The organism is Chromobacterium sp. HL1 (assembly GCF_057418835.1).
On the sequence record NZ_CP162399.1, the window covers coordinates 1060903 to 1083977 of the forward strand.

Sequence of the window (23075 nt, forward strand, 5' to 3'; positions counted from 1 at the left end):
CGACGCGCGGCAGATCATAAGCCGGTTCTTAATCCAGCGGCTGAAACCACTCCTCATGGCGGCTCAGCGCCGCCAGACCGCATTCGGCGCTGACATCCAGCCAGAGACGGCGGAAAGCGTCGGCGTCGGCAATCCCTTCATACACTTCCATCCAGGTGCCGGCGTCGTCGCGGCGGCGCAGCAGGCGGCCGGCGACGCCGGCGCGGGCCAGGAGGCCGGCTTGCAGCGCATGCAAGCGCGCAAGCAACGCCGTCTTGTCCGCATCGACCTTGAAATAGCAATAAAAACTGTAGCGCATCGTATGTCCTAAGCAGGGCGCGCGGGATCGCGTCGCAACGGAGTGGTTGTCAGCCGACATTAGGCAGGTATGATAGCCGTTCTAGGTTCCGCCATGGATAGAGGAGAAGCGGTGCAGCAAGGGATGGATACCCTGGTGGTGGTGGGCGTCGGTTTGATCGGCGGCTCTTTCGCCTTGTCGCTGAAGCGCGCCGGGATGGCGCGGCATGTGATCGGCGTCGGCCGCACCCGGGAAAACCTGGAGCGGGCCTTGGAACTGGGCGTGGTGGACGAGATCAGCCAGGACTTGGCCGCCGTGGCCGAACGCGCCGATCTGGTGCTGTTGGCCTCGCCGGTGGGGCAGATGGGCGCGCTGATGGCGGCGATGGCGCCGAAGCTGCGGTCGGAGACCATCGTCACCGATGCCGGCAGCACCAAGGGCGACGTGGTGGAGTTGTACCGACGGCATTTGCCGAGCCAACTGGCGTATTGCGTGCCGGCGCATCCCATCGCGGGTTCCGATCTGTCCGGCGCCGCCGCCGCGCAGTACGGCCTGTACGAAAACCGCAAGGTGGTGTTGACGCCGCTGCCGGAAACGCAGCCGCAAGCCGCGGAGCGGGTGGCGGCGCTATGGCGCGCCTGCGGCGCGGACATCCACAGCATGACGGCGGAGGAGCACGACGCGGTGTTCGCCACCGTCAGCCACCTGCCGCACTTGCTGGCTTTCGCCTATGTGGACATGGTGGCGGGCAAGGCCGACGCCGAGCGTTGCTTCGATTTCGCCGCCACCGGTTTTCGCGATTTCACCCGCATCGCCGGCAGCCATCCGGAAATGTGGACCGACATCAGCCTGGCCAACCGCGACGCGCTGCTGCAGGAGCTGGACCGCTACCGCGCCGGGCTGGACCAACTGCGCCAGATGCTGGACGCCGGCGACGGCGAGCGGCTGGCGGAGCGTTTCGGCGCGGCGCGCGGCGCGCGCACGCGCTGGCATCAGCAATTCATGCGCAAGGCTTGATCCATGAATGAGGGCAAGGTGGTGCTGATCACCGGCGCTTCGCGTGGCATAGGCGCGGCGACGGCGCGGCTGGCGGCGGCGGAGGGCTGGCGCGTGGCCGTCAATTACCGCCGCGACCGGGCCGGAGCGGAGGCTGTGGCGGCCGAGTTGCGGCATGCGGGCGCGGACGCCGAGGCGTTTTGCGCCGATGTCTCGCTCGAGGCTGACATCGTCGGCTTGTTCGACGCGGTGGCGGGCCGCTACGGCCGCCTGGACGCTCTGGTCAACAATGCCGGCGTCACCGCGCCGATAGGCCGGTTGGAGGATTACTCGGCGCAGCGGGTGGAGCAGGTGTTGCGCAGCAATGTGCTGGGCCCCATTCTCTGCTGCCGCGAGGCGGTGCGCCGGATGTCCACCCGTCATGGCGGCGTTGGCGGAGCCATCGTCAACGTTTCTTCCGCAGCGTCGCGGCTGGGCTCGGCCGGCGAGTATGTCGATTACGCCGCCAGCAAGGGCGCCGTCGACACCCTAACTCTGGGCCTGGCGCGGGAAGTGGCCGCCGAAGGCATCCGCGTCAACGCGGTGCGCCCGGGCCTGATCCACACCGGCATTCATGCCGCCAGCGGCGAGCCGGGCAGGGTGGAGCGCCTGGCCAGCAGCGTGCCGATGGGGCGCGGCGGCGCGGCCGAGGAGGTGGCGGCCGCCATCGTCTGGCTGTTGTCCGACGCCAGCTCTTTTTGCACCGGCAGCCTGCTGGACGTCAGCGGGGGGCGTTGAGCCAGCGCTCGCGCATCAAGTTCAGAAACTGGCTGACCAGCGGCGAGTCTTCGTCCAGCCGCGTGGCCAAGCCCATCGCCAGATATGCGCCCTCGTCCAGCAACGGCACATAGCGCACGCCGGGAAGCCGCACGCATTCCAGCGGCGAGGGCAGGATGGCGATGCCGAGTCCGGCGGCCACCAGGCCGATCTGCGTGATCGCCTCGCCGGCCTCCTGCCGCGGCCGCCAGTCCATGCCTTGCCGGCTCGCCAGCTCGCGCAGCACCGTGTTCAAGCCGGTGCCGGCCTCCTGCGGGTAGCCGATCAGACTTTCCCCGCGCAATTGCTCCAAGCGCAGCGCCGGCAGGCCGGCCAGCGGATGCTCGGCGCTGATCACCACCCGCAGCGCGTCTCGCTGCAACTCCACCACCGCGATGTCCGCCATCGGCTCCAGGCCGTTGAAGCGAACGAAGCCGATATCCAGCCGCCGTTGCTGCAAAGCCTGGTACTGGTCGGTGGTGAACATCTCGCGTAATTTGAGGCCGACCTCCGGGAAACGCAGACGATAGTCGTGCAGGCCGGCGTGCAGAATGGGGGACAGCGGCAGAGACGAAGTGAAGCCTATGCTCAATTCGCCTATCTCGCCGCGCGCGGCGCGTCTGGCTTCCGCCGCGGCCAGTTCCGCGTCGGCCAGAATGCGCTGGGCCCGGCTCAGGAATTGGCGGCCGGCCTCGGTCAGCTCCACCTTGCGCTGGTGGCGGCGCAGCAACCGCACGCCCAGCTCGGCCTCCAAGGCCTGGATCTGCTGGCTGAGCGGAGGCTGGCCGATATGCAGGCGCAGGGCGGCGCGGGTGAAATGCAGCTCTTCGGCAACGGCGACGAAGTAGCGTAGATGGCGTAGTTCCATAATTGATATTTTAAAAGTATCAAATGATGGTTAAATATATATTGGACTGCGCTTTCGGCCAAGACTAAGCTCAAAGCCATATTTCGCATTGAAAGCTTTTCATGTCCGCAGATTCTTCGTCACCCTGCCTAGGCGCCGTCGTACCGCCGCCGTCCGCCGCCCCTCTTCCGCCGGTCAAGCTGCACGCCGGCACCGCGGAATTCCGCGCCACCGCGCGCGCCATGTTCGTCGGCGGCTATTGCACTTTCGCCATGCTCTACGGCGCACAGCCGCTGATGCCGATGTTCGCGGAGGATTTCTCCTTGTCGCCGGCCGCCTCCAGCGGCGTGGTCTCGCTGGCCACCGGCAGCCTGGCCCTGAGCCTGATTCCCGCCGGCCTGCTGGCGGATCGCCTGGGCCGCCGCCCCTTGATGAACGCGGCGCTGGCGCTGGGCGCGCTGCTGATGCTGTTGTCGGCGCTGGCGGACAGCTTTCAGCATCTGCTGTGGCTGCGCGCGGCTTTCGGCGTGGCGCTGGCCGGCCTGCCGGCGGTGGCGATGACGTATCTGAGCGAGGAGGTGGACGCGAAATCCCTGGGCCACTCGATGGGCTTGTACATCGCCGGCAATGCCTTGGGCGGAATGAGCGGCCGTTTCATCGCCTCCTTGCTGGCGGATCATTTCGGTTGGCGCTGGGCCTTGCTGGCCTTGGCCTTGCTGGGCACGGCCGGCGCCTGGCTGTTTTGGCGCAATCTGCCGCCTTCCCGGCATTTCCAGCCGCGTCGGCATGATCTGGGCCGCATGTGGCGGGAAGCCAAGGCCCTGTTCCAAGACGCGGGTCTGCCTTACTTGTTCATCAGCGCCTTTCTGTTGTCCGGTTGTTTCGTCAGCTTGTACAACTACCTGGGTTTCCGTCTGCTGGCCGCGCCCTTCAATATGAGCCAGAGCCTGCTGGGGCTGGTGTTTTCGCTGTATATCGTCGGCGTCTGGTCATCGGCCTGGGTCGGCAAGCTGTCGGATCGCCTGGGCCGGCGCAATATGCTGTGGCTGATGGTGCTGGCCATGCTCTTGGGGCTGGCGCTGACCTTGAGCGATCACATCGTCCTGCTGGTGGCCGGCATCGCCTTGTTCACCTTCGGGTTTTTCGCCGGTCATTCGGTAGCCAGCAGCTGGGTGGGTTTGCGGGCGCGTCAGGGGAGGGCGCTGGCTTCGGCCATTTACTTGAGCGCCTACTATCTGGGCTCCAGTCTGGTGGGGTCTTTGTCCGGGCTGATGTGGGGCCGCGGCGCTTGGCAGGGCGTGGCCGCGGTCTTGGGGGCAAGCCTGGCGGCGATGCTGGCGATCAGCCTGGGCCTGAGGCGGTTGCAGCCCTTGCCGCAACCTTGAGCTTGAAAGAAAAAAGCCCTGCGGTTTGGCGCGGGGCTTTTTCATCGCATCGTCGGCGCTCAGCGGACTTTGAACCGCTTCTTAGAGCCTGTTTACGATCTGGCGAGCTAGGACGAGACAAGACGGTTTCAACGCCGTATCGCCGACGCGTAGCAGATCGTAAACAGGTTCTTATTGGATAATGCCGCCGCCCAGGCAGACGTCGCCGTCGTACAGCACCGCGGACTGGCCGGGGGTGACCGCCCATTGCTTGTCGCGGAACGTCAGCGTGGCCTGGCCGTCGACGATGGCGGACAGATTGCAGCCGGCGTCCGCCATGCGGTAGCGGTTCTTGGCCGCGTATTCGCCGGCCGCCGGCGGCGCCGGCAGCGTCCAGCTCAGGTCGGCCATCGCCAGCGTCGGCTTCAGCAGCAGCGGGTGGTCATGGCCTTGTACCACGATCAGCTTGTTGCCGGGGATGTCCTTGCCGGCGACGAACCACGGTTCTCCGGTGCCCTCGCGCGCGCCGCCTATATTCAGTCCCTTGCGCTGGCCCAGGGTGTAATACATCAGGCCGATATGCTCGCCCACCACCTTGCCGTCCGGCAGCATCATCTCGCCGGGCTGGGTGGGCAGATAACGCTGCAGGAAGTCGCGGAACGGACGTTCGCCGATGAAGCAGATGCCGGTGGAGTCTTTCTTGGCCGCGGTGGGCAGGCCGGCTTCCTCGGCCAGCTTGCGCACCTCGGTCTTGCGGATGTCGCCGAGCGGGAAGATGGACTTGGCCAATTGATGCTGCTGCAAACGGTAGAGGAAGTAACTCTGATCCTTGGTGTGGTCCACCGCCTTCATCAGATAGTGGGTGCCGTCCTTTTCCAGCTTGCGCGCGTAGTGGCCGGTGGCGATGCAGTCGGCGCCCAGTTCCATCGCGTAGTCGAGAAAGGCCTTGAATTTGATTTCGGCGTTGCACAACACGTCGGGATTGGGCGTGCGGCCGGCGGAGTATTCCTTCAAGAAGTAGGAGAACACGCGGTCCTTGTACTCCTTGGCGAAGTTGACGATCTCCATGTCGATGCCGACGATGTCGGCCACGCTCATCGCGTCCAGCGCGTCCTGCTTGATCGAGCAGTATTCGTCGTCGTTGTCGTCTTCCCAGTTCTGCATGAAGACGCCGATCACCTCGTGCCCCTGCTGCTTCAGCAGCGAGGCGGTCACCGAGGAGTCCACGCCGCCGGACATGCCGACGACAATTCTTTTCTTACCCGTCACGGGGAATATCCTTCCATCCAAATATCGAGGGCAAGCACCATCGGGGCTTGCCCAAAGTCCTTGAACCAGCTGTCCACCGCCCAATCCTGGCCGGAGAGCAGGTCGCGCAGCACCGCGGTGTAATGCAGGTCGAGCAGGCGCGGCGCGCGCCAGGCCGGTTTGCCCACCGTGTGGTATTGCAGCCAGCCGTGATCCTGCAGATAAGTGAGGAAGGCGGTGACATTGCTGCTGTGGTCCACGCAGTCCATGCGGCCTTCGGCGGGCCCGTCGCGGAAATTGCCGCCCTTGTCCTGCCAAATGGGCAGCGTGCGCGCGGCGATGTGATAAAGCGCGGTGACGGCGTCGCTGACGGCGGAACGTTCGGTTTCCGGGCTGTTTGCGGCGGACAGGCGAGCGGCGAGCCAGGCGTCGGCTTCGGCGGAGATGTCTACGTAGGCATGTCTGGAACAGCCGTAATGGTAGCAGATATTGATGGCGCTGGCTTGTGCCGCCCATGGGACGCCGGCCAGCAGAGCCAATAGGAAAGACAATGATCTCAAGGACATGCCGGCTCCGGGCGGTGGGCTTGGGCGGTCAGCGGCCCAGATGATGGATCAGCGCCAGGGGGTGGCGTTTGCCGGCGCGATAGTCGTCCAGGCATTGCTGCACCACCGGGCTGCGATGCTGGGCGCGCAGCGAGACGATGTCCTCGTGGCTCAGCCATTGCGCGGACAGGATGCCGTCGTCCAGCCGCGGATAGTCCTCGCGGCGCAAGGGGTGGCCGTAGAAGGCGAAGCGCAGATAGGTGATGTCGCTGTTGGGCCGGTCCACCAGATAAATGCCCACCAGGCCCAAGGGCCGGAAGTGCCAGCCGGTTTCCTCCAGCACTTCGCGTTTCACCGCGTCCTCCAGCGTTTCGCCGTATTCCAGATGACCGGCGGGCTGGTTGAAGCAGATGCCGTCGCTGGTCACCTCTTCCACCATCAGGTAGCGCCCGTCCAGCTCAATGACTGCCGCAACTGTCGCATTTGGTTTCCACTGCGTCATAGTCTGCGCTTTCTTGTTGACAATGATTCTTGTTTGAATCTATATTCTTGATAACGATTCTCGATTACTTTAACTCAATCCCGTCTTCATTCACCACCGGAACTGCCATGTACGTTTGCCTCTGCCACGCTGTAACTGACAAGCAAATCCGCGAAGCGGTACACAACGGGGCAACCCGCATGTGCGATCTGAGCCGCGAGCTTGGGGTGGCGACCGATTGCGGCAAGTGCGCCTGCATGGCTAACCAACTTCGCAAGGAGGCTGTCCACGCGCTTGGTCCGGCTTCGACCGCGCGCAGCGCCGCTTAATTCCTGCCCCCGTCTGTTGCTTAGTCTCGGCCAAGGCTGGACGAACTGCAAATCCCCCACGCACCGCGTCAAGCGGGGCGAAGTCCTTTATTTTGGCTGTGATAACTTGAGACTGGCGCGCGCTATGTCATAATGGAAGAATCATTTCTTCCCGGAGAGCGCGATGCAAGGCGATAAAAAAGTTATCAAGTATCTGAACCAGATCCTCAAGAACGAACTGACCGCGATCAACCAGTACTTTCTGCATGCCCGCATGTACAAGAACTGGGGCTTGAAGAAGCTGAACGAGCACGAGTATCACGAGTCCATCGACGAGATGAAGCACGCCGACGCGCTGATCGAGCGCGTGCTGTTCCTGGAAGGGCTGCCGAATCTGCAGGACCTGGGCAAGTTGCATATCGGCGAGAATCCGAAGGAAATGCTGGAGTGCGACCTGAAACTGGAAATGGACGCGCTGCCGCTGTTGCGCGAAGCCATCGCCTACTGTGAAAGCGCCAAGGACTACGTGACCCGCGACTTGCTGGAAGACATTCTGGAGAGCGAGGAAGAGCACGTGGACTGGCTGGAGACGCAGTTGGGCCTGATCGAAAGCGTGGGCCTGCAGAATTATCTGCAAAGCCAGATGCACGACGACGATTAAGCGTCGCAAGGTTTCGACCGGGTCGGAAAAGAAAAAGGGCTGTCGTATGACAGCCCTTTTTGCGTGCGGCGTCGACCGCCGTCTTACTTCTTCTTGTCGGCGCTCTTGTCCGTATGCTTGTCGGAGCCGGGCTGGGAGGCGTCGCGCGGCGCTTCCGCCTCGATCTCCTCCCAGGGCAGGGCCACCTTCTTCTTATTGATGGTCAGCACGCCGCCGCCGTAGTTGAGTTCGGTGTTGATCTGGCCTTTGTCCTCAACGATGTACTGCTCGCTCTTCCACTGCGCCAATTGGCTGTCCAGCAGGTTTTTGGCCAGGTCTTCCACTTCCTTCATATTGGGCTGGTCTTCGGCGCTCTGATCGACGGTGAACAGCGTGCGCGCCTGGGCGATCACCAGGTCTTCCAGCGTCTGGCGCGGCAGGCTGAGCTTGGCGTCCACTTCGAAGCGTCTGATGAACTGCGCGGCGTCGTTGAGATCCGCGGCTTGCAGGCCCTTGACGCCCAGGCTGCCCTCCAGCTTGGCTTCGCCGTTGGGCATCTTCAGGTAGAACTCGTTGATCACCACTTTGGGATCGTTCTGCAGCAGCGGAATCCCGTTCTTCTTGATGGTGTCGATGTATTGCTTGCGCAGCAGCGCCGGGTCTACGCCTTCAAACGGAATCTGGCCGATGGCCTGATCCAGTTTGACCAGGGTCGGGCCGTGCAGATGGTTGGCCGAGATGTCCAGGCGCATCGGACCGTAGCGGTGGTCGTTGAAGTTGAACTCGGCGAAGTTGAGTTTGCCGCGGGTGTTGACGTAGTCGTCCTGCTCGCTGGTGACGATCTGATAGCGGAAGTCCTTCAGCGTCACCGCGGACGGCTTGAATTCGCCGGACGGATTGATGAACTCGCCGACGCGCACGCGGGTCATCAGGTAGACCAGCTCGTTCAGCTTGATGCTGTAGGGCACGCTTTCGCGGGAGTTGAGCCGGACATTGCCCACGGTCAGTTCGCTGGTGCCCAGCTTGACCCCGGTGTTGCCGGGGCGGATGTCGGAGACGTAGCGCACGCCGTCGAAGGCCACGGTTCCCTTGCTGGCGGCTTCCAGCAGGAAGCCGGGCGACAGCGCCTCGCTCTTGTATTCCTTATAACCGTTGGCGTAGTCGAGCTTCAGGTCGAAGCCCTTCCATTTCATCTTTACGCCGGACAGCGCTTCTTCATAGTCGAAGGCCGGCACCTTGACGTCCAGTTCGCCGCCGCCGCCGAAGCCCAGACGGTTGAAGATGGTGATGGGTTCCTTGTCGCCGAAGAAGCTGGCCAGCGTCTTGCGGGTGGAGTCGCTCATCGCGAACTCGGTGCGCACCAGCGCGCGGCCGGGCCGGAAGTCGAAATCGCCGATGCCGGGGAGGGGGCCGTGTTTGACGTGGTTGGTGAACTTGATGGTGGCGTTCAGCAGCGGCTTCACATTGTCGGGCAGCATGTTTTCATACGGGCCGGACAAATGGCGGTTGAACACCAGTTCGGTGGTTTCCGTGGAGGAGAACCAGCCGCGTTGGTAGCTGTGGGATTTGACTTTGAACAGCGGCAGGTCGGCCAGCATCTTGTGCTGTTCCTGCAAGGTCTGCTCCGCCTTGACGCCGGCCCACAGGGTCGCGCCTCCATACAGAACGAACAGGCCACCGAGGGTGGCGCCGGCAATGATCAGACGACGATTTGGCAACACTAGCGCTTTTTCTTAACTAGGATGGAATGAGGCCCTATGGTACACCATCGTCCACCGCTTGCGTTACTGCCGGCGCGTGAACCGGAGGGCGTCGGCGGGGTCCAAGTTGGGCGTTTGCGGCGGCGGGTTGCCGGCGCAAGCGCAAAACGGTCTGACATCGGCGGGCCGCTTGTATAGAATAGAGTCTTTCTTCTAGATTGCTTTACGAGGCGCGATTAGTACATGAATTGGATAAACGGCGTGCTTGACCTCCCCTGGTGGGGCTATATCGTGGTCGCTTTGGCGCTGACCCACGTCACCATCGCATCGGTCACCATCTTTCTGCATCGTCACCAAGCGCACCGCGCGCTCGATCTGCATCCCATCCCCAGCCATTTCTTCCGCTTCTGGCTGTGGCTGACCACCGGCATGGTCACCAAGCAATGGGCCGCCATCCATCGCAAACACCACGCCAAGTGCGAGACCGCGGACGATCCGCACAGCCCTCAGGTCTTGGGCATCAAGAAGGTCCTGTGGGAGGGCGCGGAACTGTACCGCGGCGCTTGCAAGGATCAAGCCATCATGGACAAGTTCGGCCACGGCACGCCGGACGATTGGCTGGAACGCAATGTCTACACCCGCCACAGCGCCAAGGGCATCGTGCTGATGCTGCTGATCAATCTGGTCTTGTTCGGGCCGGCTGGCCTGACGATCTGGGCGGTGCAGATGATCTGGATTCCGTTCTGGGCGGCCGGGGTGATCAACGGCATCGGCCACTTCTGGGGCTATCGCAATTTCGAGAACGAGGACGCGTCCACCAATATCTTCCCTTGGGGCATTCTGGTGGGCGGCGAAGAGCTGCACAACAACCACCATACCTTCGGCACCTCGGCCAAGCTGTCGTATAAATGGTACGAGTTCGACATCGGCTGGATGTATATCCGCATCCTGGAAATCCTGGGCCTGGCCAAGGTGCGCAAGGTGGCGCCGCGGCTGGCCGAGGACGCTTCGCGTCCGCAACTGGACCTGGAACATCTGCAGGCCATCATCTCTAATCGTTACGCCATCGCTTCCCGCTATGCGCGCGAGTTGAAAGAGGTGTACCGCAGCGAGCTGGACAAGATCAATCTGCCGGACTTTTCCGGCAGCAAGCTGAGCGGCAAGATGAAGGTGTGGCTGAAGCAGGACGCCAAGGACACGCCGGAAACCGAGCGCATGCAGTTGGCCACCTTGCTGGAGCACAGCCAGGTGCTGGCCACCGTGTATTCGATGCGCCAGGAGCTGACCCGCCTGTGGGAGCGTTCCACGCTGAGCCGCGAGCAACTGCTCAAGGAACTGCAGGACTGGTGCACCCGCGCCGAGGCCTCCGGCATCGCCGCCTTGCAGCGCTTCTCGATCAGCCTGCGTCAGGCGGCCATGGTTTAAGCCTGTCCGACTCGATGAAAACCCGCGGCGCGCCGCGGGTTTTTTTGCGTCCGCGCAGGCTTGTGGCGGGGTGGATAGACTCGTTTTTTATATGAAAATAAGAAATAAAATTTATATTTGTAATAATAATTGGAAATATAATGTGACCATGTTGATGCAACTCTGCGAGATGGACATGGCCACATTGCAACTGACCGACGGGGCGAGCGAGCTGCCCTATATTCATGGTTTCTCCGCCGCCGAACAGGCGCGCCTGGTGCGCCAGGCGCGCTTCTCCGAGTCCGTGGTCTACCGGGACATCGATTTCTCCGGCGTCGGCCAGCTGCTGGAGGTGGGGTGCGGGGTGGGCGCGCAGACCGAGATCCTGTTGCGGCGTTATCCGGACCTGGAGGTCACCGGCGTCGACTTCAGCCAGCGTCAGCTGGCGGTGGCGCGTCAGCGTTTGCAGGGCAGCCCCTGGCAGGACCGCGCCCGGCTGCTGCATATGGACGCCGAGGATCTGGATTTCCAGCCAGCCAGTTTCGACGCCGCCTTTCTGTGCTGGGTGCTGGAGCATGTCTTGTCGCCGGAACGGGTGTTGGCCGAAGTGCGGCGCGTGCTGAAGCCGGGGGCGCGGCTGTACGCCACCGAGGCGATGAACGCGTCCTTCTTTCTATCGCCTTATTCCTCGAACCTGCAGCAGTACTGGCTGGCTTTCAATGACCATCAACTGGCGGTGGGCGGCGATCCCTTCGTCGGCGCCAAGCTGGGCAATATGCTGCTGCGCCTGGGCTTTCGCCATGTGGAGACCCAGGTCAAGACCTGGCATCTGGACAGCCGCGATCCGCATCGTCGCCAGCAAGTGCTGGATTACTGGACCGAGCTCTTGCTGTCGGCCGCGGATCAGCTGATCGAGGCGAAACGGGTGGACGCCGCGCTGGTGGCGGCGATGACGCGGGAACTGCGCCAATTGCGCAGCAATCCGGAACTGGTGTTTTTCTATAGTTTTCTGCAAGCCACCGCCGTGGTGTGAAGCGGAATTTTTTTATTTTCGATATAACTACAAGTTGTTAAAAACAATATTTATATGCGGTAGCTAGGAGATTTCAATATGCAAGACCAATCCGTTTTGTCCTTGATCGGCAATACGCCGCTGGTGAAGGTGACGCATCTGGACACCGGCCTGTGCGAGCTGTATCTGAAACTGGAAAGCCACAATCCGGGCGGCTCGATCAAGGATAGGGTGGCGCTGTCCATGATTGCCGCGGCCGAGCGCGAAGGCAAGCTGAAGCCGGGCGGCACCATCGTCGAGGCCACCGCCGGCAACACCGGCCTGGGGCTGGCGCTGGTGGCTTCGCAAAAAGGCTATCGGCTGGTGTTGGTGGTGCCGGACAAAATGAGCCGGGAGAAGATTCTGCATCTGCAGGCGCTGGGCGCGGAAGTGGTGTTGACCCGCTCCGACGTGGGCAAGGGGCATCCGGAGTATTACCAGGACCTGGCCGCGCGCATCGCCAAGGAAACGCCGGACGCTTACTACATCGACCAATTCAACAACCCGGCCAATCCGCTGGCGCATGAAACCGGCACCGGTCCGGAAATCTGGGAGCAGACGCGCCATGAACTGGACGCGGTGGTGGTGGGCGTGGGCTCCAGCGGCACGCTGACCGGGCTGACGCATTTCTTCAGCCGGGAGGCGCCGCGGGTGGAAATCGTGCTGGCGGACCCGGTGGGCTCGGTGCTGGCGGATCATGTCGAGACCGGACGCCACGGCGAGGCCGGCAGCTGGCTGATCGAAGGCATAGGCGAGGACTTCATCCCGCCGCAAACCGACTTCAGCCTGGTCAAGCGCGCCTACCGCATCAGCGATCAGGAAAGCTTCGACAGCGCCCGCCTGCTGCTGAGCCGGGAAGGCATTCTGGCGGGCTCCTCCTCCGGCGCGCTGCTGGCGGCGGCCTTGCGTTATTGCCGCGCCCAGACCGAGCCCAAGCGCGTGGTGACGCTGGTTTGCGACAGCGGCAACAAGTATCTGTCCAAGATGTACAACGACGATTGGCTGGTGGACAACGGCCTGGTGGAGCTGCCGCGGCTGGGCGATCTGACCGATCTGATCGTGCGCCGCCACGCCGACGGCAGCACCGTCTCTTGCCACCCGGACGAGCCCTTGAACGTGGTCTATCAGCGCATGCGCCTGCACGATGTGTCGCAGTTGCCGGTGCTGGCCGACGATAAGGTGGTCGGCATCCTGGACGAATGGGACTTGCTGCTGTCGGTGCACGGCGAGCCGGAAAACTTCCGCCAGAACGTGCGCAGCGCGATGACCAGCGAGGTGCGGACCCTGTCGCCGCGCGCTTCGCTGCAAGACCTGCTGCATATTTTCAATGACGGCCACGTTGCCCTGATGGTGGACGGCGAGCGCTATCTGGGCCTGATCACCCAGGCCGATCTGCTGGCCTTCTGGCGCCGTCAGCCGCGCTCGCGCGCCGTCTAGCTCCTCCTCATCCCGGCCGGTCCAAGCGGGGCCGGCCACCCGCATTGCGAGAAAACGCCATGACTGATTTCAATACTTTGTCCATCACCGCCGGTCTGCATCAAGACGCCTTCGGCGCGGTGATTCCGCCCATTTACGCCACCTCCACCTACCGGCAGCACGCGCCGGGCGAGCACAGCGGCTACGAGTATTCCCGCTCGCAGAACCCGACGCGCGAGGCCTTGGAGCGGGCCTTGGCGGAGCTGGAGGACGGCGCGCGCGGCTACGCCTTCCCTTCCGGCCTGGCGGCCATCGCCACGGTGCTGGAGCTGCTGCCGGCCGGCAGCCACCTGATCGCGGTCAACGATCTGTACGGCGGCACTTACCGATTGTTCGAACAGGTGCGCAAGCAAAGCGCGCAGCTGGAGATCAGCTATGTGGCGTCGGAAGACCTTGCCGCCTTGCAGGCGGCGATCCGGCCGAATACCCGGATGATCTGGGTGGAAACCCCGTCCAATCCGCTGAACCAACTGGTGGACCTGGCGGCGGTGGCCGATCTGGGGCGGCGGCACGGCCTGATCACGGTGGCGGACAACACCTTCGCCTCGCCGGTGGTGCAGCGCCCGCTGGCCTTCGGTTTCGACATCGTCGTGCATTCCGCCACCAAATACCTGAACGGTCATTCCGATGTGATCGCCGGCGCGGCGGTGGTCAGCCGCCGGCGGCCGGAGCTGGCCGAGCAACTGGCCTTCCTGCACAACGCGGTGGGCGCGGTGCTGGACCCGTTCGCCAGTTTCCTGGTGCTGCGCGGCCTGCGCACGCTGGCCTTGCGGGTGGAGCGCCACAATAGCAACGCGCTGGCGGTGGCGCGTTGGCTGGAAACCCAGCCGCAGGTGGAGCGGGTCTTGTATCCGGGCCTGTCCAGCCATCCGCAACATGAGCTGGCGCGCAGCCAGATGCGGGGTTACGGCGGGGTGGTGTCCTTTTATCTGAAAGGCGACGCCGAAGAAACGCGGCGGGTGCTGGCGCGGCTGAAGCTGTTCACGCTGGCGGAGAGCCTGGGCGGGGTGGAGAGCCTGGTCTGCCTGCCGGCGGCGATGACGCATGCGTCGATTCCGCTTGAACGTCGGCGCGAGCTGGGCATCGCCGACAACCTGATCCGCTTGTCGGTGGGCATCGAAGGCGAGGCGGCGCTGATCGAGGACTTGCGCCAGGCATGGCAATAGCCGGCGCGGCCGGGTTAGAATCTTCGTCTTGTTCCGACTCACCCAAGGGGAATCCGCATGAGCATTTATCGTCACAAGCAGGGCGCGCGTCTGGCAGAAGCCGTGGTCACCAACGGCCTGATCTTCCTGGCCGGCCAGGTGCCGGAAAACACCGAGGCCGACGCCAAGGCGCAAACTGAAAACGTGCTGGGCCAGATCGACGCGCTGTTGGCGGAGCTGGATTCGGACAAGAGCAAGATCGTCGACGTCACCATCTTCCTGGCCAGCCTGGCCGATTACGACGCGATGAACGCCGCCTGGGACGCCTGGGTGCCGGCCGGCCATGTGCCGGCGCGCGCCACGGTGGAGGCCAAACTGGCCAACCCGGCCTGGAAGGTGGAAATCAAGCTGGTGGCCGCGCGCTGACATCGCCTCGCCGCCGCTACCGCCCACGTCCTGCGACGTGGGCTTTTTTTATCGATTTTTGCCGGCTGTCTGCTGAGCCAAAGGCCAGCAGGAAATAAGGATGGGGCTTTCTATAACCCTATGGTTTGCGGCGCAATGCTATTGGCATTGCGTCGCTTTGGTTTTTCCCAACCAGGAATGGAGCCAGAAATGAAACAAGCAGCTCTGATGATGGCCGTATTGGCGGCCTTGGCCGGCGGCGCGCAGGCGGAATCAAAGCAGCCGGACCCCTTATTGCGCCAGGCGGCGGTCAAGGCCTTGCAGCCCATGCTGCCGCTGGCCAAGGGGGAGATGCTGGACATGCTGGTGGAGGTCAACCGCGACAGCGCCGACGGCGGCTGGGTGCTGGGATCGGTGACCCAGCCGCTGCCGACGATGACCACGATCGCGGCGATGGATCATGTGCCGGTGTCCAGGCTGTTCCTGGCGCGCCGCGACGCGCAGGGCTGGACGCTGGAACTGGAAGGCAGCCCGGGCTTCGCCGCGATGCTGAGCCTGGCGCCGGCCGATTGGCTCAACGCGGACGAGCGCCGCGCCTGGGGCAGCCAGTCGGCCAGGCCGGGCTTGCCGTTCGCGCCCAACGCCACCGGTCTGGGCCTGCCGTGGCGGCAAGGCGCGGCCTGGCGCATGACCGGCGGCCCGCACGGCTATAGCGGGGAAAGCCAGCCTTACGATTCCATCGACTTCGCCGGCGGCGACGGCAGGGTGTTGGCGCCGCAGGCCGGGGTGATCTACAAGAGCTGCGTGCGCGGCGGCAGCGGCCTGGTCAAGCTGGTGCACGACAATGGCTTCTCGTCCACTTACTACCATATGATCAATCTGAACACGCTGGCGGACGGGACGCGGGTCAATCCGGGCGCGTATCTCGGCACCATAGGCAATGGCCTGCCGTGCGGCGGCAGCACCACCGGCCCGCACGTGCATTTCTCCCTCTTGTATCAGGGCCGGGCCGAGCCGGTGAACGGCAAGCTGTTCGGCGGCTGGCAGTTCTTCGCCGGCAACCGCGCCTATCAGGGCTATGCCTTGCGCAACGGGACGCGGGTCAATGTCGGCGGCCTGCTGAACAATTACGGCGGCGGAGGCGCGCCGGCCGGCGCCAGCGGCGTGGCGACGCCGGCGAAGGGCGAGGGAAGGGTGAACCTGCGCAGCGCGCCCAGCCTGAGCGCCGGCATCACCGGCGCGGTCAGCCGCGGCGACAGCGTCGCCTTGCAGTGCCATGTGCGCGCCGAGGCGGTGGAGGGGGTGTGGGGCCGCACCGATGTGTGGAACCGCACCCGCGGCGGCGACTGGATCAGCGACGGCTTCCTGGACACCGGCAGCAACGGGCCGGTGGTGCCGCTGTGCGCGTCGGCCAGCCGGCCCTGGTGAGCGATTAATACACGCCGTCGAAACGCAGGCCGGCGGGCAGGGGCTCGCCGGCCTGGAAGGCGGCGACGGCGGCGCCCAGCTGTTCGGCCAGGCCGTCCCGCTGGGCGTTGACCGGCACCAGGTCCAGACTGCGCATCCAGGTCAGCTGGCGCTTGGCCAGCTGGCGGGTGGCGGCGACGCCTTTGTCGATGAAGGTTTGCTTGTCGCCGACGCCGTCCAGGTATTCCCAGGCCTGGCGATAACCGACGCAGCGCATCGACGGCAGCTCCAGCGTCAGCGCCGGATAGGCGGCGCGCAAACGCCGCACTTCGGCCAGGAAATCCTGTTCCAGCATCAGTTCGAAACGCTGCGCGATGCGTTGGTGCAGCCAGCCTCGTTCCGCCGGCACCAGGCCCAGCGACAGCAGGCGAAAATCCGCCGCGGCTTCCTTGCCGCGCGCCAGCAGCCGCGACATCGGCTCGCCGCTGAGCAGGCAGACTTCCAGCGCGCGGTGAATGCGCTGCGAATCATTGGGATTGAGGCGGGCGGCGGTGTCCGGGTCCAGCTGCGCCAGCCGCGCGTGCATCGCCGGCCAGCCGGCCTGGGCCGCGTCGGCGTCCAGCTGAGCGCGCAGCGCCGCGTCGGCGCGCGGCAGGTCGGACAAGCCCTCCAGCAAGGCCTTGTAATACAGCATGGTGCCGCCCACCAGCAGCGGCAGCCGGCCGCGGCCGTTGATCTCGCGGATCAGCCGGTTGGCGTCGGCGTGGAACTGGGCGGCGGAATAGCTTTGCAGCGGGCTGATGATGTCGATCAGATGGTGCGGGCATTGCGCCATTTCCGCCGCGCTGGGCTTGGCGGTGCCGATGTCCATGTCGCGATAGACCAGCGCGGAGTCGACGCTGATGATCTCCACCGGAAAATGGCGGGCCAGCTCCAGCGCCAGGCCGGTTTTGCCGGAGGCGGTGGGGCCCATCAGCAGGATGGCGTGCGGGGTATCGTTCATGGGCGGGTCTTGCGGTTCAATCGACGGATTGTCGCATAAGCGGCCCATGGGCGGACAGTGCCGCCCAGGACACGCAAGGTGTCGACGATGGGCTGCGCGTCGACGGGATGGCGTGGGCATGGGCCTTGGAACCGTCTGCAAAATGCCCGTGCGCCATGTGTGGCTTCCGCGTTTCCCGCCGCAAGGCCTGGTCTCGCTAGAGGGTAAACACGCGCTCAGGCCCCGGATTCGGGCGCCGGCAGCGCCCGGCGGCGGCTGGCGCGCCACCAGCCGCCCAGGGTGATCAGAAACCACATGCACTGATTGACGAAGGACGCCAGGTTGAAGTGGTTGGACAGCGAAATCAGGATGCAGACCGGCCCGATCAGGTTCAAGGCGAAGTAGCGAGGGTCCGAGGTGCGCAGGCCCAATAGCTGGTTGCCCAAGTAGGCGCCCAGATAGCTGATGACGCCGATCAGGCCGATGAGGTCGTACATATGGGCTCCTTGGGCCGTGGCGTTTACAAGGGGGCGGTTTGCGCCGCGGCCGTTTCGGCGACGGCGTCTCGATCCCCGCCGGCCTGGTAGAACGGCGCGTTCGAGCGCGGCAGCGGCGGCAGTTGGCGGATCAGGTCGGCGATCTTTTCCGCCATCATGATGGTGGGCGCGTTCAGATTGCCGGTGACGATGCGCGGCATGATGGACGCGTCCACCACGCGCAGGCCGGTCAGGCCGTGCACGCGGCCCTGATGATCCACCACCGCCGTCGGATCGGCGGCGCTGCCCATCTTGCAGGTACCGGACGGGTGCAGCGCGGTTTCGGCGTGGGTTTTGACGAAGCGGTCGATCTCGCTGTCGCTGGCGACCTTGTCGCCCGGCTGGATTTCCCGGCCGCGGAAGGCGGAAAGCGCGCGCTGGCCGACAATCTCGCGCGTCAGCCGCACCGCGGCGCGGAACTCCCGCCAGTCGGTGTCGTGCGCCATATAGTTGAATTGCAGCAGCGGCTTGTCGCGCGGGTCGCGGCTGGCCAGCTTGACGTGGCCGACGCTGGGCGAGCGCATCGAGCCGACGTGGCATTGGAAGCCGTGCATCTTGACAGCGTGGCTGCCGTCGTAATTCACCGCCAGCGGCAGGAAGTGGTATTGCAGATTGGGGAAGGCGAAGCGTTCGTCGCTGCGGATGAAGCCGCCGGCCTCGAAGTGATTGCTGGCGCCCGGGCCGCTGCCGTTCAGATACCACTGAGCGCCGATGCGGGCCTTGTTCCACCAGCGCAAGGACGGGTATAGCGACACCGGACGCAGGCATTCGTACTGCAGATACATTTCCAGGTGGTCCTGCAGATTGGCGCCCACGCCGGGCAGGTGGGCGACCACGCCGATGTCGTGTCGGCCGAGTTCGGCGGCGTCGCCGACGCCGGAGCGCAACAGCAACTGCGGCGAGGCGATCGCGCCGTTGCAGACGATGACTTCGCGCAGGGCGCGAACGCGATGGCTGCGGCCGCCCTGCAGGTATTGCACGCCGACGGCGCGCGCGCCGTCGAACAGGATGCGGTCCGCCAGCGCGCGGGTCCGCACGGAGAAATTGGCGCGGTCGCGAGCGGCGTCCAGATAGGCCAGCGACACGCTGCAGCGCCGCCCCTGGGCGGTGGTGGTGCGGTCCATGGGGCCGAAGCCTTCCTGACGATAGCCGTTCAGATCGTCGGTGCGGGCGTAGCCGGCTTGTTCGCCGGCCTGGATGAAGGCTTCGAACAAGGGGCTGATGCCGGCCTTGGGCGTGGTGACGTGCAGCGGCCCGTCGCCGCCGTGGTAGTCGTTTGCGCCCTTGTCGTAGCTTTCCGCCTTGCGGAAATAGGGCAGGCAGTCGGCGTAGCTCCAGTCGCCCAGCCCGGGCAACTCGGCCCAGCCCTGGTAGTCCAGCGCGTTGCCGCGGATATAGACCATGCCGTTGATCAGCGAGGAGCCGCCCAGGCCCTTGCCGCGCGCCTGGGCCATGCGGCGTCCGCCCATATGCGGCTCAGGCTCGGTCAGATAGGCCCAGTTATAGGTGCGGCCTTGCAAGGGGTAGGCGAGGGCCGCCGGCATCTGGGTGCGCCAGTCCAGACGCCAGTCCGGGCCGCCGGCTTCCAGCAGCAGCACCTTGACGCCGCTGTCTTCGCTCAGCCGCGCCGCCAGCACGCCGCCGGCGGAGCCGGCGCCGACGATGATGTAGTCGAATTCCTGAGTGGTGCTCATCTTGATTCTCCTTATCGGTGAACGAAGGCGGTACCGGGTGAATGGACCCTCAGGCGCCAAACCACCCCATCGGCTTGGGCGCCAGATTGATGTAGCTGTGCTTGAGCTCGGTGTACTCGTCCAGACCGATGCGCGACAGCTCGCGGCCGATGCCGCTGGATTTGAAGCCGCCCCAGGGGGCTTCGGGGAAATAGGGGTGGTAGTCGTTGACCCAGACGGTGCCGAAGCGCAGCGCGCGGCTCATGCGGTTGGCGCGGGCCAGATCCCGCGTCCACACCGCCGCCGCCAGGCCGTAGGGCGTGTCGTTGGCCAGCCGCAGCGCCTCGGCCTCGTCGCGGAAGCGCTCCACGGTGATGACCGGGCCGAAAATCTCCTCTTTGGCGATGCGCATGTCGGCGTGGACGTCGACCAGCAGCGTGGGCTGCAGCCAATAGCCTTTGCGATAGCGTTCGCCGTCCGGGCGGCCGCCGCCGTAGACCAGGCGGGCGCCTTCCTCCACGCCGGCGGAGATCAGGCTCAGGATCTTGTCGTGCTGCTGGGCGGACTGCACCGGCCCCATCTGAGTGTCCGGCTGCTGGCCGGGGCCGACGACGATGTGCGGCAGCCGTTCCGCCAGCCGGTTCACGAAGTCGTCGTGAATCTCGTTTTGCAGCAGCAGCCGCGAACCGGCCGAGCAGACCTGGCCGGCGTGGAAGAAGGCGGCGTTCAGCGCGTAGTCGACGGCGGCGTCGAGGTCGGCGTCGGCGCAGACGATGTTGGGGTTCTTGCCGCCCAGCTCCAGGCCGATGCGTTTGAAGTTGGCGCTGGCGGCGCGCATGATGCTGGCCCCCGCCTGAGCGCCGCCGGTGAAGGACAGCAGATCCACGTCGGGATGCTCCGCCAGTTCGGCGCCGGCCTCGGCGCCGCCGCTGACCAGATTGAACACGCCCGGCGGCAAATCCAGCTCGGTCAGCAGCTGGGTGAAGCGCCAGCTGCTGAGCGGGGTCAGGCTGCTGGGCTTGAGCACGACGCAATTGCCGGCGCCCAGCGCCGGCGCGATCTTCCAGGCCGCTTGCAGCAAGGGGTAGTTCCATGGGGTGATCAGGCCGCAGACGCCCACCGGCTCGTGCAGGGTGCGGCTGATCACCTGCTCGGGCGCCGGGTTGACCTGGCCGTTCTCGGTGGCTACCAGACCGGCGAAATAGCGGAAGGTGGCGGCGATGTCGCCCATATCGGTGCGGCTCTCGCTCAGGGTTTTGCCGGTGTTCAGCGTCTCCAGCTCGGCGAGGCGCTCGCTGTCGCGCTCCACCAGTTGGGCGATGTCCAGCAGTAGGCGGCTGCGTTGGCGCTGGGTGACGAGCCGCCAGGGGCCGTGATCAAACGCCGCGCGGGCGGCGGCGATGGCGGCCTGCGCATCGGCGCGGCCGCCGTCCGCGGCGACCGCGATCTCGCTTTCATCGCAGGGATTGAGAATCTGACGGGTTTGCCCCTTGGCGGCGTCGCGCCATTGGCCATCGATGAAGAGCTGGGTAGAGATCATGGCAGCCTCACGCAAGAGATGAAATTAACCATTGGTAAATAAATTTACCTTTGGTTTAATTGTAGTGTCGATTCGGCGCGGCCGGCAATCCGTAATCGGCTATGGCAATGATGGATGTATTGAGTTTGGCTATGCCGGCGAGGTTCAAGCCGGGCCGGAGGCCGGCCTGGCTTGCTTGGCTGTCGGGCTTTTGCTTTGCTTCGGGATTTTTCCGGCCTGAGTTAACATGGCCGGCTGACAGCCGCAGGCTGTGGCGCGCGCGCATCGGCGCGCCGAATTCGCATTCAATTACCCAGGAGGCGCGGCCGTCGCCGCGACCAGTTGCGTGTCGTCAAATCAAGTTAGCCAAACCCTTGTTCCCGTCGGGGATGAAACCTTCGCCACCCGCCTGAAGGAGGTGCTGGGGCGCAAGCGCGTCATGCTTAAACAGGTGGCGGAAGCCCTGGGCGTATCGTCTGCCGCCGTGCACAAATGGACGCGCGGCGGGGAAATCGAATATCGCAAACTGCGGGTGTTGGCGGATTTTCTGGGCGTGAACTGGATCTGGCTGCGCTACGGCGAGCAGGCGGTGCTGGATCTGGCGACGGCGACGACGACGGATGCGCAATTGACCGAGATCCGCCGCAAGCATCTGGCGGAGATCATGGAAAGCGAAGCGCGGATGAAGTTCGCGCAGAAGGTGTCCGGCATCGTCACCTGGGAGTGGAACATCCTGAGCGACGCGGTGGCTTACTCCGCCAACGCCGAGCACTTGTTTGGCCGCCCGGTGCGCCTGCTGTCCGATTTCTGGCTGGCGCTGGATCCGGCCGACGCGCCGGCCTTGCGCGCCAAACTGGAGGCGTGCCTGAACTCCGGCGCGGCTTACGAGGCCGAGTTCCGCGTGCGCTGGCCGGCGGGCGACACGAGATGGATCGCCTCGCGCGCCACCTGCGTGCTGGACGCCGACCGCCGTCCGGTGAAGATGATAGGCGTCAGCTTCGACATCACCCAGCGTTGCCTGGCCGAGCAGGCCTTGCGTCAGAACCAGGCCATCCTGGACAAGGCGCAGTCCATCGCCCATTTGGGCAGTTGGTTCTGGGATGTGCGCAAGGACGACTGCATCTGGTCGGATGAGGCTTACCGGATTTTCGGCTGGCAGCCGCAGGCCTTCAAGGTGACGATGGAGCGTTACTTCGCCGCGATGGCGCCGGAGGACCGGGATCGCATCGATCGGGCCATCCGGCGGGCGATCGATGAGCGCCAGCCTTATTGCGTGGAGTACAGCATCCTGCTGCCGGACGGCCGCCGCCGCCAGATTCATGAGGAGGGCGAGGTTCTATACGGGGAAGGGCGGGCGGAGGCCATGATAGGCGCGGCTCAGGACGTCACCGACAGCCGGCAAGCCGCGGTGGCCTATAGCGAAAGCGAGGAGCGTTTCCGCGAGGTCTTCGAGCAGGCGGCGCTGGGCCTGGCGCATCTGGGCCTGGATGGTCGATGGCTCAAGGTGAATCGCCGTCTGGCCGAGATGACGGGCTACGCGCCGTGGGAGATGGAGGGGATGAGCTTCCAGCAACTGACCCACCCCGACGACCTGGAGGACAATCTGCTGCGGCTGGATCAGCTGCTGAGCGGAGAGGTCGCCAGTTTTTCGCTGGAGAAACGCTTGCTGCGCAAACAGGGCGGCCATGTCTGGGTGAACGTCAGCGCCTCGCTGAGCCGTCACCCGGTGAGCGGCGAGCCCTGGCATTTGATCGCCGCGGTGGAGGAGGTGGCCGCGCGGCGCGAGGCGCGCCGCGCGCAGGAGGAGGCCCGGTTGCGCAGCGAATTGGCGCTGCAGTCCATCGGCATGGCCAGTTGGGAATGGGATCTGGGCGCCGGGCGGCTGCGCTTGTCGCCGCAGGCCGCGCGGCTATTGTTCGGCGAGGCTTTGGAGGAGACGACGGAGCAGCGCTTTCTGGACGGTTTGCGCATCGCCTCGCGGCAGGGATGGCTGGACAGCCTGGAGGCGATTTTCAATATTTCCAGCCGCGCGCAGCTGGATGTGTCGTGGCACGGCGAGGGCGGCAAGACTTTGCCGCTGGTCTTGTCGCTGGTGGCGCAGCGCGGGAGCGACGGCGCGCTCAGCCGCCTGATCGGCGCTTTGGGCGCGCGCTGATCTCGGCCGCGGCCGGGTGTGGACTAATTGACTGTTGGTGAAAAAATTAACTTATGGTAATTTTTGGCCCTCGTCTGGCAAGGCAGATGGATTTCGTCTTGTTGCGTTCGAACCCAGAATA

General features: G+C 64.7%; 22 protein-coding genes. 12 read left to right on the top strand and 10 right to left on the bottom strand.

All coding sequences use genetic code 11. The features are described 5' to 3' along the window. Positions 1–28: 28 nt before the first annotated feature. Positions 29–298, bottom strand: a complete 270-nt coding sequence (locus AB1Z25_RS05040) for a DUF4936 family protein (protein WP_486636718.1) — start codon at positions 296–298, stop codon at positions 29–31. A 93-nt stretch (positions 299–391) separates the two neighbouring features. On the opposite strand from AB1Z25_RS05040, the gene AB1Z25_RS05045 reads away from it, so the two are divergent. Then, complete coding sequence (locus tag AB1Z25_RS05045) at positions 392–1294, top strand: prephenate dehydrogenase (protein ID WP_486636719.1); 903 nt, start codon at positions 392–394, stop codon at positions 1292–1294. 3 nt (positions 1295–1297) lie between these two features. Beyond that, positions 1298–2050: an SDR family oxidoreductase gene (locus AB1Z25_RS05050; RefSeq protein ID WP_486636720.1), complete on the top strand. Its 753-nt coding sequence runs from the start codon at positions 1298–1300 to the stop codon at positions 2048–2050. On the opposite strand, the gene AB1Z25_RS05055 is transcribed toward AB1Z25_RS05050, so the two are convergent. Next, positions 2034–2936, bottom strand: coding sequence for a LysR family transcriptional regulator (locus AB1Z25_RS05055; protein ID WP_486636721.1), 903 nt, complete (start codon positions 2934–2936; stop codon positions 2034–2036). The genes AB1Z25_RS05050 and AB1Z25_RS05055 overlap by 17 nt on opposite strands. A 101-nt stretch (positions 2937–3037) precedes the next feature. Here AB1Z25_RS05055 and AB1Z25_RS05060 point away from each other — a divergent pair, with 101 nt between their 5' ends. Continuing rightward, positions 3038–4300 (top strand): MFS transporter, encoded by a 1263-nt coding sequence (locus tag AB1Z25_RS05060; RefSeq protein ID WP_486636722.1) that lies wholly within the window; start codon positions 3038–3040, stop codon positions 4298–4300. A 171-nt stretch (positions 4301–4471) separates the two neighbouring features. Here AB1Z25_RS05060 and mnmA read toward each other — a convergent pair whose 3' ends face one another. Genes mnmA through AB1Z25_RS05075 form a run of 3 tightly spaced genes read right to left on the bottom strand, consistent with a single transcriptional unit; the run spans position 4472 to position 6574 of the window. Next, a complete protein-coding gene (mnmA, locus tag AB1Z25_RS05065) occupies positions 4472–5548 on the bottom strand; it encodes a tRNA 2-thiouridine(34) synthase MnmA (protein WP_107798379.1) in 1077 nt (358 codons plus the stop codon). Beyond that, positions 5545–6093 (bottom strand): hypothetical protein, encoded by a 549-nt coding sequence (locus AB1Z25_RS05070; RefSeq protein ID WP_486636723.1) that lies wholly within the window; start codon positions 6091–6093, stop codon positions 5545–5547. The genes mnmA and AB1Z25_RS05070 overlap by 4 nt, the downstream gene beginning before the upstream one ends. A gap of 28 nt (positions 6094–6121) precedes the next feature. Next, positions 6122–6574, bottom strand: a complete 453-nt coding sequence (locus AB1Z25_RS05075; RefSeq protein ID WP_107798381.1) for an NUDIX hydrolase — start codon at positions 6572–6574, stop codon at positions 6122–6124. Positions 6575–6681: 107 nt separating this feature from the next. Between AB1Z25_RS05075 and AB1Z25_RS05080 the strand changes: the two genes are divergently transcribed. Together AB1Z25_RS05080 and bfr are read left to right on the top strand one after the other, a co-directional pair. Continuing rightward, positions 6682–6882, top strand: coding sequence for a bacterioferritin-associated ferredoxin (locus AB1Z25_RS05080; RefSeq protein ID WP_019103980.1), 201 nt, complete (start codon positions 6682–6684; stop codon positions 6880–6882). A gap of 163 nt (positions 6883–7045) precedes the next feature. Further along, a complete protein-coding gene (gene bfr / locus AB1Z25_RS05085; protein ID WP_107798382.1) occupies positions 7046–7522 on the top strand; it encodes a bacterioferritin in 477 nt (158 codons plus the stop codon). An 83-nt stretch (positions 7523–7605) separates the two neighbouring features. Here bfr and AB1Z25_RS05090 read toward each other — a convergent pair whose 3' ends face one another. Continuing rightward, positions 7606–9222: a YdgA family protein gene (locus AB1Z25_RS05090; protein ID WP_107798383.1), complete on the bottom strand. Its 1617-nt coding sequence runs from the start codon at positions 9220–9222 to the stop codon at positions 7606–7608. A 222-nt stretch (positions 9223–9444) separates the two neighbouring features. Here AB1Z25_RS05090 and AB1Z25_RS05095 point away from each other — a divergent pair, with 222 nt between their 5' ends. The 6 genes from AB1Z25_RS05095 to AB1Z25_RS05120 all read left to right on the top strand — a co-directional run bounded on the left by AB1Z25_RS05095 (position 9445) and on the right by AB1Z25_RS05120 (position 16110). Continuing rightward, a complete protein-coding gene (locus AB1Z25_RS05095) occupies positions 9445–10626 on the top strand; it encodes a DesA family fatty acid desaturase (RefSeq protein ID WP_107798384.1) in 1182 nt (393 codons plus the stop codon). A 148-nt stretch (positions 10627–10774) separates the two neighbouring features. Further along, a complete protein-coding gene (locus tag AB1Z25_RS05100) occupies positions 10775–11638 on the top strand; it encodes a class I SAM-dependent methyltransferase (protein ID WP_233246648.1) in 864 nt (287 codons plus the stop codon). A gap of 78 nt (positions 11639–11716) precedes the next feature. Beyond that, positions 11717–13093, top strand: a complete 1377-nt coding sequence (locus AB1Z25_RS05105) for a pyridoxal-phosphate dependent enzyme (protein ID WP_486636724.1) — start codon at positions 11717–11719, stop codon at positions 13091–13093. A 59-nt stretch (positions 13094–13152) separates the two neighbouring features. Then, positions 13153–14298, top strand: coding sequence for a trans-sulfuration enzyme family protein (locus AB1Z25_RS05110; RefSeq protein WP_227107242.1), 1146 nt, complete (start codon positions 13153–13155; stop codon positions 14296–14298). A 57-nt stretch (positions 14299–14355) separates the two neighbouring features. Then, on the top strand, positions 14356–14703 hold the full coding sequence (locus AB1Z25_RS05115; protein ID WP_107798387.1) for a RidA family protein: 348 nt from the start codon (positions 14356–14358) through the stop codon (positions 14701–14703). A 189-nt stretch (positions 14704–14892) separates the two neighbouring features. After that, a complete protein-coding gene (locus tag AB1Z25_RS05120) occupies positions 14893–16110 on the top strand; it encodes a M23 family metallopeptidase (RefSeq protein WP_235089705.1) in 1218 nt (405 codons plus the stop codon). A gap of 4 nt (positions 16111–16114) precedes the next feature. Here the strand turns inward: AB1Z25_RS05120 and miaA are convergent, their stop codons facing one another. From miaA to AB1Z25_RS05140, 4 genes are all read right to left on the bottom strand, one after another. After that, entirely contained in the window at positions 16115–17092 is a 978-nt protein-coding gene (miaA, locus tag AB1Z25_RS05125) for a tRNA (adenosine(37)-N6)-dimethylallyltransferase MiaA (protein ID WP_486636725.1), read from the bottom strand. Between the two features lie 215 nt (positions 17093–17307). Next, on the bottom strand, positions 17308–17568 hold the full coding sequence (locus AB1Z25_RS05130) for a CBU_0592 family membrane protein (protein WP_107798390.1): 261 nt from the start codon (positions 17566–17568) through the stop codon (positions 17308–17310). A gap of 23 nt (positions 17569–17591) precedes the next feature. Next, a complete protein-coding gene (gene betA / locus AB1Z25_RS05135) occupies positions 17592–19301 on the bottom strand; it encodes a choline dehydrogenase (protein ID WP_486636726.1) in 1710 nt (569 codons plus the stop codon). A 49-nt stretch (positions 19302–19350) separates the two neighbouring features. Continuing rightward, a complete protein-coding gene (locus tag AB1Z25_RS05140) occupies positions 19351–20820 on the bottom strand; it encodes an aldehyde dehydrogenase family protein (protein ID WP_486636727.1) in 1470 nt (489 codons plus the stop codon). A 418-nt stretch (positions 20821–21238) separates the two neighbouring features. Between AB1Z25_RS05140 and AB1Z25_RS05145 the strand changes: the two genes are divergently transcribed. Then, entirely contained in the window at positions 21239–22954 is a 1716-nt protein-coding gene (locus AB1Z25_RS05145; protein ID WP_486636728.1) for a PAS domain-containing protein, read from the top strand. Positions 22955–23075 lie beyond the last annotated feature (121 nt).

Bases quoted from the DNA above. Each gene is read 5' to 3' on its own strand.
- AB1Z25_RS05115 (WP_107798387.1), top strand. From the start codon at position 14,356: ATGAGCATTTATCGTCACAAGCAGGGCGCGCGTCTGGCAGAAGCCGTG.
- AB1Z25_RS05045 (WP_486636719.1), top strand. From the start codon at position 392: ATGGATAGAGGAGAAGCGGTGCAGCAAGGGATGGATACCCTGGTGGTG.
- AB1Z25_RS05130 (WP_107798390.1), bottom strand. From the start codon at position 17,568: ATGTACGACCTCATCGGCCTGATCGGCGTCATCAGCTATCTGGGCGCC.
- AB1Z25_RS05050 (WP_486636720.1), top strand. From the start codon at position 1,298: ATGAATGAGGGCAAGGTGGTGCTGATCACCGGCGCTTCGCGTGGCATA.
- AB1Z25_RS05100 (WP_233246648.1), top strand. From the start codon at position 10,775: ATGTTGATGCAACTCTGCGAGATGGACATGGCCACATTGCAACTGACC.
- bfr (WP_107798382.1), top strand. From the start codon at position 7,046: ATGCAAGGCGATAAAAAAGTTATCAAGTATCTGAACCAGATCCTCAAG.
- AB1Z25_RS05095 (WP_107798384.1), top strand. From the start codon at position 9,445: ATGAATTGGATAAACGGCGTGCTTGACCTCCCCTGGTGGGGCTATATC.
- AB1Z25_RS05080 (WP_019103980.1), top strand. From the start codon at position 6,682: ATGTACGTTTGCCTCTGCCACGCTGTAACTGACAAGCAAATCCGCGAA.
- AB1Z25_RS05060 (WP_486636722.1), top strand. From the start codon at position 3,038: ATGTCCGCAGATTCTTCGTCACCCTGCCTAGGCGCCGTCGTACCGCCG.
- AB1Z25_RS05040 (WP_486636718.1), bottom strand. From the start codon at position 298: ATGCGCTACAGTTTTTATTGCTATTTCAAGGTCGATGCGGACAAGACG.
- AB1Z25_RS05055 (WP_486636721.1), bottom strand. From the start codon at position 2,936: ATGGAACTACGCCATCTACGCTACTTCGTCGCCGTTGCCGAAGAGCTG.
- AB1Z25_RS05110 (WP_227107242.1), top strand. From the start codon at position 13,153: ATGACTGATTTCAATACTTTGTCCATCACCGCCGGTCTGCATCAAGAC.
- miaA (WP_486636725.1), bottom strand. From the start codon at position 17,092: ATGAACGATACCCCGCACGCCATCCTGCTGATGGGCCCCACCGCCTCC.
- AB1Z25_RS05145 (WP_486636728.1), top strand. From the start codon at position 21,239: ATGCTTAAACAGGTGGCGGAAGCCCTGGGCGTATCGTCTGCCGCCGTG.
- betA (WP_486636726.1), bottom strand. From the start codon at position 19,301: ATGAGCACCACTCAGGAATTCGACTACATCATCGTCGGCGCCGGCTCC.
- AB1Z25_RS05140 (WP_486636727.1), bottom strand. From the start codon at position 20,820: ATGATCTCTACCCAGCTCTTCATCGATGGCCAATGGCGCGACGCCGCC.
- AB1Z25_RS05070 (WP_486636723.1), bottom strand. From the start codon at position 6,093: ATGTCCTTGAGATCATTGTCTTTCCTATTGGCTCTGCTGGCCGGCGTC.
- AB1Z25_RS05120 (WP_235089705.1), top strand. From the start codon at position 14,893: ATGAAACAAGCAGCTCTGATGATGGCCGTATTGGCGGCCTTGGCCGGC.
- AB1Z25_RS05105 (WP_486636724.1), top strand. From the start codon at position 11,717: ATGCAAGACCAATCCGTTTTGTCCTTGATCGGCAATACGCCGCTGGTG.
- AB1Z25_RS05075 (WP_107798381.1), bottom strand. From the start codon at position 6,574: ATGACGCAGTGGAAACCAAATGCGACAGTTGCGGCAGTCATTGAGCTG.